Here is a 14051-nt window from a genome sequence, read left to right as displayed (position 1 = left end):
CGGTTCAGACGCCATGCCCGACCCCGCCGCCCTGCTTGCCCTCGATGCCCGCCGCTCGGTGCCCTCGCGGCAGCTGGGCGAGCCCGGGCCGGACCCGCAGACCCTGCTGCGCATGCTCTCCTCGGCGGTGCGGGTGCCCGACCACGGCAAGCGGGTGCCGTTCCGGTTCCTGAAGATTGCCGGCGATGCGCGTCACACTCTGGGCGCGTTCCTGGCCGAGCGCAGCCGCCAGCGCGATCCCACTGCCGGCGAGGCCGTGTTCGAGAAGGATCGCCAGCGTTTCAGCCATGCGCCGCTGGTGATCGTGGTGGTGGCCAGCCCCCGCCCCGACCCGAAGGTGCCCGAGCAGGAGCAGCTGATGACCGCTGGATGCGTCTGCTTTGCCCTGCTGCAGGCCGCACAGGCGCTGGGCTTCGGCGCCCAGTGGCTGACGGCGTGGATGGCGTTCGACCCGGCCGTACACGCCCATCTGGGGCTGGCCGACGGCGAGCGCATCGCCGGTTTCATCCATATCGGCACCGCCCGCGCCGACGTGCCCGAGCGCGAGCGTCCGGATCCAGCCGCCCTGCTGCGCGACTGGACGCCACCGGCATGACCTTGCCGGCACCGGCGCCGGCGCTGTACCTGGTCGACGCCAGCATCTACGTGTTCCGTGCCTGGCACTCGCTGCCCGACCAGTTCCAGGATGCGCAGGGCTGGCCGACCAATGCCGTGCACGGCTTCGCGCGCTTCCTGCTGGACCTGCTCGAACGCGAGCGTCCGCAGCACATCGCCATCGCCTTTGACGAGGCGCTGGACAGCGGCTTCCGCCATCGCCTGTATCCGGCGTACAAGGCCAACCGCGATCCGGCTCCGGAGGCGCTGAAGCGCCAGTTCGTGCATTGCAAGGCACTGTGCGCGGCGCTCGGTCTGGCCGTGCTTGCCCATCACGACTACGAGGCCGACGACCTGATCGGCAGCGCCCTGCATGTGCACCGCGGCAGCCACCGCGGTGTCATCATTTCCGCCGACAAGGACCTGTCGCAGCTGCTGCTGGACCACGACGAGCAGTGGGACTATGCGCGCAACCAGCGCTGGAGCGTGGCCGGGGTGAAAGCGCGGCATGGCGTGCATGCGCACCAGATCGCCGACTACCTGGCACTGTGCGGCGATGCGGTGGACAACATCCCCGGCATCAGCGGCGTCGGCAGCAAGTCCGCGGCGGTCCTGCTGGCCCACTTCGGCAGCCTGGATGTGCTGTACGAGCGCCTGGACGAAGTGCCCTTCCTGCGCCTGCGCGGCGCAGCGCAGATGGCAGTGCGCCTGCGCGAGCAGCGCGAGCATGCCCTGCTCTGGCGACAGCTGACCACCATCGCGCTGGACGCGCCGCTGGAAGGCTGCCAGCCCGGCCTGCTGCGGCAGACGGCCGACCCGGAGCTGCTCGGCGGCCTGTGCCAGACCCTGCGCTTCGGCCCGATGACCCGCCGCCGGCTGTTCAACGCCGCCGGCATGGCCGACCCGCTTCCCACTCCCTCCTTTTCCAATTCCGGCGAGCCCGCATGAGCCAGCGCAATACCGAAGCCCCGCGTGTCGTCTATGAAGGCAAGTACCAGCGCATGCTGGTACGCGGCACCTGGGAGTACAGCGAACGCACCCACGCCGGTGGCCTGGCGGCGATCATCATCGCCGTCACCCCCGAGGACAAGGTGCTGTTCGTCGAGCAGTTCCGCGTGCCCCTGCAGGCATCGACCATCGAGATGCCGGCCGGGCTGGTCGGTGACATCCATGCCGGCGAGTCGATCGAAGTCTCGGCGGTACGCGAACTGGAAGAAGAGACCGGCTGGACCGCCGAGCACGCCGAAGTGCTGATGATCGGCCCGACCTCCTCAGGCGCCAGCAGCGAGAAGATCGCCTTCGTGCGCGCCACCGGCCTGCGCCGGATCGGCGAAGGCGGCGGCGATGACAGCGAGGACATCACGGTGCACGAGGTCCCGCTCAAGCAGGCTGCCGCGTGGCTGGTGCAGAAGATGGGCGAAGGCTACGAGCTCGATGCCAAGCTCTGGGCCGGGCTGTGGATGATCGAACATCACCTGGACGGGCGCCCGCGTGGCTGACGCCGACCTGCACACCTTGCCGGCATTGCTGGGCGCTGACGACCCGGCGATCTACACCATCCACCGGCCGCAGGGCGCTTCGCCGTACCTGCTGCTGGCCGATCACGCCGGGCAGCAGGTACCGCGCGCACTGGCCGGCCTCGGCCTGCCGCAGCGCGAACTTGACCGCCATATCGGCTGGGACATCGGCATCGCCGGCACCACGCGTGCATTGGCCGAACGGCTGGATGCCTGGGCCATCGAGCAGACCTATTCGCGCCTGCTGATCGACTGCAACCGTCCGCTGGCATCGCCGACCCTGATTCCGGAAGCAAGCGATCACACCGTGGTACCGGGCAACGCCGGCCTGTCGGCCGCACAACGGCAGCAGCGCATCGACGCGATCCACGCGCCCTATCACGCCCGCATCGAAGCGGAACTGGATGCGCGCCGCGAAGCCGGCCGCCCGACCCTGCTGGTGATGATGCACAGCTTCACTCCCTCCATGAACGGCACGCTGCGGCCATGGCATGCCGGCGTGCTGTACCACCAGGACACGCGCTTTGCCCACGCCCTGCTGCAGGCACTGCGCGACGAAGGCGATCTGGTGGTCGGTGACAACGAACCGTATTCGGTAAGCAATACCAGCGACTACGCGGTACCGGTGCACGGCGAAGGGCGCGGCCTGGTGCACGTGGAACTGGAGATCCGTCAGGACCTGATCGCCGACGCGGCCGGGCAGCAGGCGTGGGCCGAGCGGCTGGCGCGGATCTTCAGCGCGTTGCAGCCACGGCTGCTGGCATCGGTGTAACGCCATCCGGGCCCGGTAGCGCCGGGCCATGCCCGGCGGCACTGGAGGATTCACCGTCGCGTTGCGCCTCGCCGGGGATGGCCCGGCGCTACCGGGTCATCCTGCAGGTCGATCATGCGTCGTTGGCCAGGCAGGCGGGGACCGCCGGGGCGACCGGCGCCGGGCGCAGGGCCAGCGCGATGACCACGCCGAGCAGTGCAAACACTGCGGCGCCGTACTCCGCACGCACCAGCCCGGCCAGCGCATCCGGAGAGCCGGCAGCTGCCACGTCGGCGTTGGCCACCATCACCAGTACCGCCAGGCCCAGCGCACCGCCGATCTGCTGTGCGGTGGCCGCCATGCCCGACGCCACGCCCTGCTGCGCCGCCGGCACGCCCTGACCCGCCACGATCCACATCGCGGTCCAGGTCATGCCCTGGCCGATGCTCAACACCACCACGCCCGGCAGCAATGGCCAGAAATTCGAGGCATGCGGCAGTGCCGCCGCCACCCAGGCGATGCCGACGGCACCGGCCAGGTTGCCGATCACCAGCACCCTGCGCGCGCTCCAGCGCTGCAGCGTCCACTCGGCAAGCTGGATGCCCACGGTGCACACCGCCGTGGCCGGCAGGAATGCCAGGCCGGCCTGCAGCGGACTCCAGCCGTAGCCGTCCTGGAAGTACAGCGCCATGAAGTAGTACTGCACACCGTAGCTGCTCATGAACGCGAAGGTCAGGCCCAGGGCGGCACGAAGGCCCGGCAGGCGCAGCAGCGCGAACTGCATCAGTGGATCGCGGCTGCGCAACTCGATCTGCACGAACGCGAACAGGATCAGTATCGACAGCACCAGGCAGCCCAGCGTGACGGGCGCCGCCCACCCCCATTCGGGGCCCTGTACCAGCGTGGTCACCAGCAGGCTGCCTCCCAGGGTCACGGTGATGCAGCCGGCCAGATCGAACGAACGGCCCTGCGGGCGCGAAGCATCGGGCGGCAGCCACGCACCGGCGGCAAGCGCGCACGCGGTGGCCAGCGGCACGATCACCGCCAGCACCGCCGGCCAGCCAAAGGCCTGGGTGAGTACGCCACCGAGCAGCGTACCCAAGGCAAGACCCACTGCACTGGCCATGCTCCAGATCGCCAGCGCGCGGTTGCGGGCCGGGCCTTCTTCATACAGCGTGTTGATCAGGGCCAGCGTTGCCGGGAACAGCAGCGCGGCACCGATGCCCTGCGCTGCGCGCGCGATGATCAACAGGCCCGCATTCGGCGCCAGCGCGCCGAGCAGCGATGCCACCGCGAACAACAGCATGCCCAGGCGGTAGAAGCGGCGGCGACCGATCAGGTCGGCGGCACGCCCGCCCAGCAGCAGGCTGCCGCCGAAGGCCACGGTGTAGGCACTGACCACCCATTGCAGCTGCTGCGCGTTGATCTGCAGCGCGCGGCCCATGTCATGCAGCGCGACAAAGATGATGGTGGCATCCAGGGCGATGATCAGCTGGGCGGTGGCCAGCAGGGTCAGTGCCCAGCGCGGGTATTTGAGGGGAGGCATCGGTGGTCTGGACTGAAGGGGGAGCGCAGTCTCATTGATGCAGCGGAATCAATAAACCCCTCACCCGCCATATCTGTCATGATTTTCTGCATGAGTGGATCATCGATGGACCTCAACGCGGTGCGCATGCTGGTGCAGGTGGCCGAAGCACGCAGCTTCACCGTCGCTGCCGGCCAGCTCGGCCTGAGCCAATCCGGGCTGTCGCGTGCGATCAGCCGGCTCGAGGTGGACCTGGGCGTGAAGCTGCTGCAGCGGAACACGCGCAACGTGGCATTGACCCCGGATGGGCGCCAGTTTGTGGAACAGGTCGCGCCACTGCTGTGCGGACTGGAGGACGCGGAACGGCAGCTTGCCGATCGCCCCTGCACGCCGTCGGGCACGCTGAAGATCAGTGCGCCGTCGATGTTCGGCCGCAAGGTGCTGGTGCCCCTGCTGGCGCCGCTGCTGGAGCGCCATTCACAACTGCAGGTCGAAGCCGTGCTCAGCGATCGCCTGGTCGACCTGGTCGAAGAGGGGTTCGACGCCGCGCTGCGTACCGGCACCATCGCCGACCAGCGCATCGTCGCCCGGCCCCTGCGACCGCTGCGCTGGGTGACCGTCGCCAGCCCGGACTACCTCGCCCGGCGCGGTGCACCGGGCGATGTGGCCGCACTGGCGGGGCATGCCTGCCTGGCCGTGCGCAACCTGCGCAGTGGCCGCCTGGTGGACTGGCAGTTCCTTCAGGACGGCCAGCTACGCGAGTTCACGCCACCGACGCGGATGGTGTTCGACAGCGGCGACCCATTGGTGGAAGCCGCCATCGCCGGCATCGGCATCGTGCAGGTAATGGATTTCGCCGTGGCCGACGCCTTGGCCGACGGCCGTCTGCTGCGCGTGCTGCAACCGTATGAAGGCCGCAGCCGCGAACTCTCTTTGATCTACCCACCTTCGCGCCAGCACTCGCCGAAGCTGCAGGTGCTGGCCGACGCGCTGCTTGCAGGGGACTGGTAGCACCGGGCCATGCCCGGCGAGTCAAACCGCGGCAACAGATCGCAACGCCGCCGGGCGTGGCCCGGCGCTACCGGAGCAACGTCTGCTGCAGGTGGGGAACGGGTAGCACCGGGCCATGCCCGGCGAGTCCGAACCGCGGCAACAGATCGCAACGCCGCCGGGCGTGGCCCGGCGCTACCGGCGCGTTACGCGAAGCTGTCCGTGGCGCGCACCAGCGCGTCGACATTCTCCGCTTCGAACGCGGAGTGGCCCGATGCCGGGGTGATTTCCAGCTTCGCCTTCGGCCACACCTTGGTCAGGTCCCAGGCATTGGCGAGCGGGCACACCACGTCGTAGCGGCCATGCACGATCACGCCCGGGATGTCGGCGATGCGGTGCGCGTCGCGCAGCAGCTGGTCTTCCACCTCGAAGAAGCCACCATTGACGAAGTAGTGGTTCTCGATACGGGCAAAGGCCAGCGCGAAATGCGGGTCTTCGTGGCTGTTGATGAAGTCGTCATCCACATGCAGGAAGCTGGTCGCACCCTCCCACACGGCCCAGGCCTTGGCTGCTTCCAGGCGGGTCGCCTCGTCTTCACTGGTCAGGCGACGGTGGAACGCCGAGATCAGGTCATGGCGTTCAACCACCGGAATGGGCTTCAGATAGTGCTCCCATGCATCGGGGAACAGGCGGTTGGCGCCTTCCTGGTAGAACCACTCCAGCTCCCAGCGGCGGAGCATGAAGATGCCGCGCAGAACCAGTTCGGTGACGCGCTGCGGATGGGTTTCGGCGTAGGCCAGCGCCAGGGTTGACCCCCAGCTACCACCGAACACCTGCCAGCGGTCGACGTTCAGATGCTCGCGCAGCCGCTCGATATCGGCGACGAGGTCCCAGGTGGTGTTGTCCACCAGATCCGCATGCGGCGTGGAACGGCCGGCACCGCGCTGGTCGAACAGGATGATGCGGTACTTCGCCGGGTCATGGAACTGGCGCATCTTGTCGCTGCAACCGCCGCCCGGACCGCCGTGCAGCATCACCACCGGCTTGCCATCCGGATTGCCGCACTGCTCGAAGTACAGCGTGTGGCGGTCGTCGACCTTCAGGGTGCCGACGTCATAGGGGGTGATGGCGGGGTACAGCGTACGCATGCTTGCAGCTCCAGGGTGATGCCCTGCCGGGGCAGGAGAACCCACATTCTAGGCCGGTCGCCGGCCGAGGGTGACCCGATCACGCTGCTCAAGGTCCTGCTGGGTCTGCACGTCGGCGAAACCGGCCGCATCGAACAGCGTGCGGATCGCCGCGCCCTGGTCCCAGCCGTGCTCGACCAGCAGCCAGCCCGCCGGCTGCAGGTGTTCGGGCGCGCCTGCAACGATGCGGCGGATATCGTCCAGTCCGTCGATGCCGGACGCCAGCGCGCTGGCCGGCTCGAACCTCAGGTCGCCCTGCTGCAGATGCGGATCTTCGCTGGCGATGTAGGGCGGATTGCTGGCAATCAGTGCAAAGCGCGCGCCCTGCAGCGGTGCGTACCAGTCCTGTCCACCTTCAGCGAAACGCACGTTGCGCAGTTCATGGTGGGCGGCATTGCGCGCAGCCATGGCCAGTGCACCGGGGCTGGCATCGGTGGCCAGCACCTGTGCCAGCGGCCGCTCGCTGGCCAGGGCCAGGGCGATCGCACCACTGCCGGTCCCGAGGTCGGCCACGGACAGCGGGCGGTCCGATGGCAGGCGTTCCAGCGCCAGCTCCACCAGCAGTTCGGTTTCCGGACGCGGGATGAGGGTCGCCGCATCGACCCGCAGATCAAGCGTCCAGAACCCGCGCCGGCCGGTCAGGTAGGCCACCGGCTCACCGGCGGCGCGACGCGCCAGCAGCGCCTCGAAGGCAGCCTGCGCCGTTGCCGGCAGCGGATCGGTCGCATGGGCGAACAGCCAGCTGCGTGGACGCTCCAGCACATGCAGCAGCAGCAGTTCGGCTTCGTGGCGGGCGTCGATGCCGCCCAGGCGGGCGCTGGCGTCGGCCACCACCTGGCGCAGGGAGGGTTGGGTTGGGGAAGACATTCCGCAATTGTAGAGCCGAGCCCATGCTCGGCTGCTTCTGGAACAGCCGAGCATGGGCTCGGCTCTACAGATCCGCGGTCGAGCGTGGGCTCGGCTCCATGGATCCACAGCCGGGCGTGGGCTCGGCTCTACAAAAGCTGGAATCCGTTCAGGTTTCGCCCGAGGGCATAAGGAGGGGCTATCAGCCCTCTTCACGCGTCCCTGGCGATTTTCCTTGTCACACAGGCAGTTGCAGGATGAGGGACGCAAGGTTCAGTGCGGGCTCATGGCAATTTGATAGGCTGCATCTATCAAATAGATGCAATCAATGGATTGTTCTTATCGCAACTGAGCCGGTAACCTAGCTCCTGTCGATTCACCCACTCCCTTCACCCAGAGGAAAAATGATGTCCCTCATCAATACCCAGATCCAGCCGTTTGAAGCCAACGCCTACCACAACGGCGAGTTCATCAAGGTTTCCGATGCCAGCCTGAAGGGCCAGTGGTCCGTCCTGATCTTCATGCCGGCTGCATTCACCTTCAACTGCCCGACCGAGATCGAAGACGCCGCCGACCACTACGCCGAGTTCAAGAAGGCTGGCGCTGAGGTCTACATCGTCACCACCGACACGCACTTCTCGCACAAGGTGTGGCACGAAACCTCGCCGGCCGTCGGCAAGGCCCAGTTCCCGCTGGTCGGCGACCCGACCCACCAGCTGACCAACGCCTTCGGCGTGCACATTCCGGAAGAGGGCCTGGCCCTGCGCGGCACCTTCATCATCAATCCGGAAGGCGTGATCAAGACCCTGGAGATCCACTCCAACGAGATCGCCCGCGACGTCTCCGAGACCCTGCGCAAGCTGAAGGCCGCCCAGTTCACCGCCGCCAACCCGAACCAGGTGTGCCCGGCGAAGTGGAAGGAAGGCGAGAAGACCCTGACCCCGTCGCTGGACCTGGTCGGCAAGATCTAACGCAGCACCGGCACGCCGTGGCCCCATGCCACGGCAGGCCCATCTCCATGCCGGCGGCATCGCCGGCGTGGGGGTGAACCCAAGACAGCCATCGCCGGCCCGTCGCGGCCAGCCAGCCCCTTCCACGGTCGCTGTCTTGGGTTCACCCCTACCCCCTGCTGGTCCGCTACCTTCTACAGCGGTGCCACGCCCCCTGTTTGCCTGAAGCCAGGAGAAGACCCGATGTTGGACGCCAACCTGCAGTCGCAGCTGAAGACCTATCTGGAGCGCGTGACCCGCCCCATCCAGATCACCGCGCATGCCGACGACGGCGCCAAGTCGCAGGAAATGCTGGAACTGCTGCAGACCCTGGAAAGCCTGTCCGACAGCATCTCGCTGCAGGTGCTGCGTGATGGCCAGGGCCGCGTGCCTTCGTTCGACCTGGGCACGCCCGGCCAGGACATCCACCTGACCTTCGCCGGCCTGCCGATGGGTCATGAATTCACCTCGCTGGTGCTGGCGCTGCTGCAGGTGGGCGGTCATCCGTCCAAGGCCACTGCCGAGCTGATCGAGCAGGTGCAGAGCCTGGAAGGCGAGTACCGGTTCGAGACCTATTTCTCCCTGTCCTGCCAGAACTGCCCGGACGTGGTGCAGGCGCTGAACCTGGCCGCGGTGCTCAACCCGCGCATCCAGCACGTGGCCATCGACGGCGCGCTGTTCCAGGAGGAAGTGGAGAAGCGCGAGATCATGTCGGTGCCGACCGTGTATCTCAACGGTGAAGTCTTCGACCAGGGCCGGATGACGCTCGAACAGATCGTGGCCAAGCTGGATACCAACGCCAGCAAGCGCGACGCCGAGAAGATCGCCGCCAAGCAGGCCTTCGACGTGCTGGTGGTGGGCGGCGGCCCGGCTGGCGCGGCCGCAGCGATCTACGCCGCGCGCAAGGGCATCCGCACCGGCATCGCCGCCGAGCGCTTCGGCGGCCAGGTACTGGACACCATGGCCATCGAGAACTTCATCTCGGTCAAGGAGACCGAAGGCCCGAAGCTCGCTACCGCGCTGGAGCAGCATGTGCGCGAGTACGACGTGGACATCATGGATCTGCAGCGCGCGACCGCGCTGGTGCCGGCCGGCGACGATGGGCTGGTACAGGTGCAGCTGGAAAACGGCGCGGTGCTGAAGTCACGTTCGGTGATCCTGTCCACCGGTGCGCGCTGGCGGCAGATGAATGTGCCGGGCGAAGAGCAGTACCGCAACAAGGGTGTGGCCTACTGCCCGCACTGCGATGGCCCGCTGTTCAAGGGCAAGCGCGTGGCGGTGATCGGTGGTGGCAACTCCGGCGTTGAAGCTGCCATCGATCTGGCCGGCATCGTGTCGCATGTAACCCTGCTGGAATTCGATTCCAGCCTGCGCGCCGATGAGGTGCTGCAGAAGAAGCTTCGCAGCCTCGGCAATGTGACCGTGCTGACCAGCGCCCAGACCACCGAAGTGCTGGGCGATGGCAGCCGGGTCACCGGGCTGGTCTACAAGGACCGCATCGGTGGCGACGCCCACCGCGTGGAGCTGGAAGGCATCTTCGTGCAGATCGGCCTGCTGCCCAACACCGAGTGGCTGAAGGACACCGTGGCGCTGTCGCCGCGCGGCGAGATCGTCATCGACGACCGTGGCCAGACCAGTGTGCCCGGCGTGTTCGCCGCAGGTGATTGCACGACGGTACCCTACAAGCAGATCATCATCGCCATGGGCGCCGGCTCGACCGCCGCACTGAGCGCGTTCGATCATCTGATCCGCTCGTCGGTGAGCAAGAGCAGCGGAGCCGTTGCCGAAGCTGCCTGATCCACTGCTCCCGGGTTGCCGGGAGCATTGTCAGCTGCGGGGTGACCACGCCGCCAGCCGGTCCGTTATCCCTGGGATGTGAGGATGAATCTACGCGATCTGAAGTACCTGGTAGCCCTGGCCGACCACAAGCATTTCGGTCGGGCTGCCGCGTCGTGCTTCGTCAGCCAGCCCACGTTGTCCACCCAGATCCGCAAGCTGGAAGAAGAGCTGGGCCTGCCGCTGGTCGAGCGGGCCCCCCGCAAGGTGATGCTGACCCCGGCCGGCCAGGAAGCCGCTGCACGGGCGCGGGTGATCGTGTCCGAGGTGGAGCAGCTGAAGGAAGCGGCACGGCGCAGCCGCGATCCGGAAGCCGGCACGGTGCGCCTGGGAATCTTCCCGACCCTGGGCCCGTACCTGCTGCCGCATGTGATCCCGCGCATCCGCGAACGTTTCCCGGAACTGGAACTGCTGCTGGTCGAAGAGAAGAGCGATGTGCTGCTGGAGCGCCTGCGCGAAGGCAAGCTCGATGCCGCGCTGCTGGCACTGCCGGTGATCGACGACCAGCTGCACGCCGAGTTCCTGTTCGAGGAGCCGTTCCTGTTGGCCGTTTCCGGTCGCCATCCGCTTGCCCAGCGCGCCCATCTGGATGTGCAGGAACTGGCCACGCAGAAGCTGCTGCTGCTGGAAGACGGCCATTGCCTGCGCGACCAGGCGCTGGAAGTGTGCCGGCTGTTCGGCGCCAACGAGAAATCCGAGTTCCGCGCCACCAGCCTGGAAACATTGCGGCAGATGGTGGCCGCCGATGTCGGCATCACATTGCTGCCAAGCCTGTCGGTGCAGCCCCCCGTCCCGCGCTCGAACAACATCCGCCTGCTCGATTTCATCGGTGAGGGCCGGCCCAGCCGCCGTATTGCGATGGTCTGGCGCCGCAGCTCGGCGATGAACGACTTCCTGATGGAGCTGGCCAGCCAGTTCAAGCGCCTGCCGCATGCGCTGTTCACGCTGGAAGCCGCCAATGGCACGGCCGCCGATCCGGCCAGCCTTCCCGGCCCCGCGCTGAACGGCTGACACCCCGGCCTCCCCGGCCTCGAGCGGCAGGAGTCGATTCCGGTCGCATTTGTCCCCACAATACAGACAGGCGGCGCCAGCAGGCGCCGCCTTTTGCATGGTTTTCAACCAAGGAGTTTTACATGAACACCGCCAGCGGCCTGCCGCCGTCGATCACTGTCTCAACCTTCGACATGGACCGCCTGGAGGCCATGCTCGAAGCCCCTGCGCTGAGCCAGACGCCTGCCGCGCTCGCGCTTGCCGAAGAACTCAACCGGGCCACCGTGCTGGCGCCGGACCAGATTCCCAAAGGCATCGTCATGATGCATTCCCGCGTGGAGTGCGAAGATGGGGTCTCAGGCGAGAAGCACGTCCTGACCCTGGTCTTCCCCCGCGAAGCCAACGTCGATGAAGGCAAGGTTTCCGTGCTGGCCCCGGTCGGCAGTGCCCTGCTCGGCCTGTCGGTCGGCCAGAGCATCGACTGGACTGCACCCGGTGGTCGCAAGCTGCGCCTGCGCGTGACCGCAGTGCACAACGACCGTCCCTGATCTCCGCTGCGCACTGCGCGCGATCCGATTCCCCGTACCAGGAGCCGTAATGAGTACCTCGTCCAAACTGTCCCAGCTGCGCGAACTGTCCGTGGTCGTTGCCGATACCGGTGACTACGAGGCGATCAAGCGCCTGCAGCCGGTGGACTGCACCACCAACCCGACCCTGGTGAAGAAGGCACTGGACCTGCCGGTCTATGCCGATCTGATCGAGCGCGAACTGGCCTGGGGCCGTCAGCAGAGCGGCGACCGCGAGGCCGTGGTGCATGCGGTGGCCGATCGGCTGACCATCGGCGTCGGCGCGCTGCTCAGCACGCTGGTGCCGGGCCGCGTGTCCACCGAGGTGGATGCTGACCAGGCGTACGACACCGCCGCCACCGTGGCCAAGGCCCGCCAGTTCATCCAGATGTACGCCGATGCCGGCGTACCGCGCGAGAAGATCCTGATCAAGATCGCCGCGACCTGGGAAGGCGTGGAAGCGGCGCGGATCCTGCAGGCCGAGGGCATCGACTGCAACCTGACGCTGATCTTCAACCCGACCCAGGCGCTGGCCTGCAGCGAAGCGGGCGCGTTCCTGATCTCGCCGTTCGTCGGCCGCATCCTTGACTGGTACGTGGCCAACGGCCAGACCCCGGCCAACATCGATGAGGACCCGGGCGTGAAGTTCGTGCGCAGCGTATATGCGGAGTTCAAGCGCCGTGGTTCGCCGACCGTGGTGATGGGCGCCTCGTTCCGTTCCACCGCACAGATCGAGGCGCTGGCCGGCTGCGACCGCCTGACCATTTCGCCGGATCTGCTGGAGAAGCTGGACGCCGATCACGGCGAGCTGCCGCGCAAGCTGGTGCCCGGTGAGGGTAACGGCGTGGCGGTGACCCCGATCGATGCGGCGACGTTTGCGGCGGATCTGGCTGCCGATCCGATGGCGACCGAGAAGCTGGCGACCGGTATCGAGGCGTTCGCCAAGGATCTGGAAGCGCTGCGCGAGCGGATCCGCGCGGCGCTGTAAGGGTTCCAGCCAACGGCTGAGCCCCTCGTGGCGGGGGCTTGGTCGCGAAAGGCATGAAGCAACCGCCGCGCTGGGTCGGGCGGGTCGGGTTCGCGGGAGACGCCGTGAATCCGTCCCTGGAGGCTTGGCCGCGGCATCCATGCCGCGGACACTCCCGCGAACCCGACCCGCCCGCCCTCTGACAGTTTCCTGTGGCTGCCCTCCACGGAAGGAAGAAGGAAGAGCAACAGCGGGTCGCGCGCTTCGCTTGCTCGGAGCGGAGCATGGCTCCGCTCTACAAAAGACACCGCAGGATCAAACAAAAAGGACGCGGCGAAGGCCGCGTCCTTCTTGTTTTCCTTCAGTTCGTCAGTAACCCACGCTCTTGCCCACCGTCACCGGGAAACTGTCGGAGGTGGGGTGGTGTGGGTTGGCAGGACCGTTGGCGCCATGGATGGCGCCATCGAGCCCCCATGGATGGGTTCACGGCGTGTCCTGCCGACCCACACCGCCCCGCCCTACTCACAGCAACCCAGAGCCGCTTTGGCTTTGGCTTTGGCTCTGGCTTTTGCTTCGGCAGTTGCTTTCCGCTTCTGCCCGCCGCAGGCGGACCACCGCGCGTCAGCGCGGCGCCTCCACATCCAGCCCGATCGGGCAGCTCACCCCGGTGCCGCCGATGCCGCAGTAACCGTTCGGGTTCTTCGCCAGGTACTGCTGGTGATAGTCCTCGGCGTAGTAGTACTCCGGCGCCGGGAACACGATCTCAGTGGTAATAGGGCCGTAGCCGGCCGCGTCCAGCTGCGCCTGGTAGGCCTCGCGGCTGGCCAGCGCAGCGGCGGACTGCGTTTCGTCGGTGGCATGGATCGCCGAACGGTACTGGGTGCCGGTGTCGTTGCCCTGGCGCATGCCCTGGGTCGGGTCGTGGCTTTCCCAGAACAGCTGCAGCAGCCGTTCCAGGCTCACCACCTTCGGATCGAACACCACCTGCACCACTTCGGTGTGGCCGGTGAGGCCGGAGCAGACTTCTTCATAGGTGGGATTCGGCGTGACGCCGCCGGCATAGCCGACCGACGTGCTGTACACGCCCGGCTCCGACCAGAATTTGCGCTCGGCTCCCCAGAAGCAGCCAAGCGCGAAACGGATCTGCTGCAGGCCGGCAAAGCGGTCCTTCAGCGGGTGACTGTTCACGAAGTGCTGGTTGCTGTGCAGCGGCAGTGGCTGATCACGCCCTGGCAGCGCCTCTTCCGGGCGCGGCAGGCGCTGCTTGAAGGCGCCGATGCCCAGGATGCCCTG

Annotated in this window: 14 protein-coding genes; 10 read left to right on the top strand and 4 right to left on the bottom strand. The window is 67.3% G+C overall.

Going from position 1 to position 14051, the window contains the following annotated elements:
* Positions 1–13: 13 nt before the first annotated feature.
* From N8888_RS03260 to N8888_RS03245, 4 genes are read left to right on the top strand one after another with little or no spacing between them, the layout of a single operon-like run.
* Positions 14–595 (top strand): nitroreductase family protein, encoded by a 582-nt coding sequence (locus tag N8888_RS03260; RefSeq protein ID WP_065176012.1) that lies wholly within the window; start codon positions 14–16, stop codon positions 593–595.
* Positions 592–1542: a 5'-3' exonuclease gene (locus N8888_RS03255; protein ID WP_065175990.1), complete on the top strand. Its 951-nt coding sequence runs from the start codon at positions 592–594 to the stop codon at positions 1540–1542. The genes N8888_RS03260 and N8888_RS03255 overlap by 4 nt, the downstream gene beginning before the upstream one ends.
* Positions 1539–2093 carry an NUDIX hydrolase gene (locus tag N8888_RS03250; RefSeq protein WP_053519128.1) on the top strand — a complete coding sequence of 185 codons (555 nt, stop codon included), beginning with the start codon at positions 1539–1541 and terminating at the stop codon, positions 2091–2093. Before N8888_RS03255 ends, N8888_RS03250 begins: the two co-directional genes overlap by 4 nt.
* Entirely contained in the window at positions 2086–2883 is a 798-nt protein-coding gene (locus N8888_RS03245) for an N-formylglutamate amidohydrolase (RefSeq protein WP_065175988.1), read from the top strand. The genes N8888_RS03250 and N8888_RS03245 overlap by 8 nt, the downstream gene beginning before the upstream one ends.
* Before the next feature lie 112 nt (positions 2884–2995).
* On the opposite strand, the gene N8888_RS03240 is transcribed toward N8888_RS03245, so the two are convergent.
* Positions 2996–4408, bottom strand: coding sequence for an MFS transporter (locus N8888_RS03240; RefSeq protein ID WP_053519124.1), 1413 nt, complete (start codon positions 4406–4408; stop codon positions 2996–2998).
* 105 nt (positions 4409–4513) lie between these two features.
* Here N8888_RS03240 and N8888_RS03235 point away from each other — a divergent pair, with 105 nt between their 5' ends.
* Positions 4514–5398 (top strand): LysR family transcriptional regulator, encoded by an 885-nt coding sequence (locus tag N8888_RS03235; protein ID WP_065182851.1) that lies wholly within the window; start codon positions 4514–4516, stop codon positions 5396–5398.
* A 185-nt stretch (positions 5399–5583) separates the two neighbouring features.
* Here N8888_RS03235 and pip read toward each other — a convergent pair whose 3' ends face one another.
* Positions 5584–6525 carry a prolyl aminopeptidase gene (gene pip / locus N8888_RS03230; RefSeq protein WP_065175985.1) on the bottom strand — a complete coding sequence of 314 codons (942 nt, stop codon included), beginning with the start codon at positions 6523–6525 and terminating at the stop codon, positions 5584–5586.
* A 48-nt stretch (positions 6526–6573) separates the two neighbouring features.
* On the bottom strand, positions 6574–7431 hold the full coding sequence (prmC, locus tag N8888_RS03225; RefSeq protein ID WP_263177530.1) for a peptide chain release factor N(5)-glutamine methyltransferase: 858 nt from the start codon (positions 7429–7431) through the stop codon (positions 6574–6576).
* A 386-nt stretch (positions 7432–7817) separates the two neighbouring features.
* Between prmC and ahpC the strand changes: the two genes are divergently transcribed.
* The 5 genes from ahpC (at position 7818) to N8888_RS03200 (ending at position 12779) form a co-directional block, all read left to right on the top strand.
* A complete protein-coding gene (ahpC, locus tag N8888_RS03220; protein ID WP_005408159.1) occupies positions 7818–8381 on the top strand; it encodes an alkyl hydroperoxide reductase subunit C in 564 nt (187 codons plus the stop codon).
* 222 nt (positions 8382–8603) lie between these two features.
* A complete protein-coding gene (gene ahpF / locus N8888_RS03215; RefSeq protein ID WP_193396234.1) occupies positions 8604–10196 on the top strand; it encodes an alkyl hydroperoxide reductase subunit F in 1593 nt (530 codons plus the stop codon).
* Positions 10197–10280: 84 nt separating this feature from the next.
* The gene (locus N8888_RS03210) at positions 10281–11246 is read left to right on the top strand and encodes a LysR substrate-binding domain-containing protein (RefSeq protein ID WP_263177515.1); all 966 of its coding nucleotides are present in this window, start codon (positions 10281–10283) and stop codon (positions 11244–11246) included.
* A gap of 122 nt (positions 11247–11368) precedes the next feature.
* On the top strand, positions 11369–11773 hold the full coding sequence (gene rnk / locus N8888_RS03205) for a nucleoside diphosphate kinase regulator (protein ID WP_263177513.1): 405 nt from the start codon (positions 11369–11371) through the stop codon (positions 11771–11773).
* A gap of 49 nt (positions 11774–11822) precedes the next feature.
* A complete protein-coding gene (locus N8888_RS03200; protein ID WP_065182848.1) occupies positions 11823–12779 on the top strand; it encodes a transaldolase in 957 nt (318 codons plus the stop codon).
* A gap of 600 nt (positions 12780–13379) precedes the next feature.
* On the opposite strand, the gene msrA is transcribed toward N8888_RS03200, so the two are convergent.
* Positions 13380–14045: a peptide-methionine (S)-S-oxide reductase MsrA gene (gene msrA, locus N8888_RS03195; protein ID WP_263178332.1), complete on the bottom strand. Its 666-nt coding sequence runs from the start codon at positions 14043–14045 to the stop codon at positions 13380–13382.
* Between the last annotated feature and the right edge of the window lie 6 nt (positions 14046–14051).

The organism is Stenotrophomonas maltophilia, assembly GCF_025642255.1.
Taxonomy (GTDB): Bacteria; Pseudomonadota; Gammaproteobacteria; order Xanthomonadales; family Xanthomonadaceae; genus Stenotrophomonas; species Stenotrophomonas maltophilia_P.
This window is presented reverse-complemented; position numbering and strand designations above follow the sequence as displayed.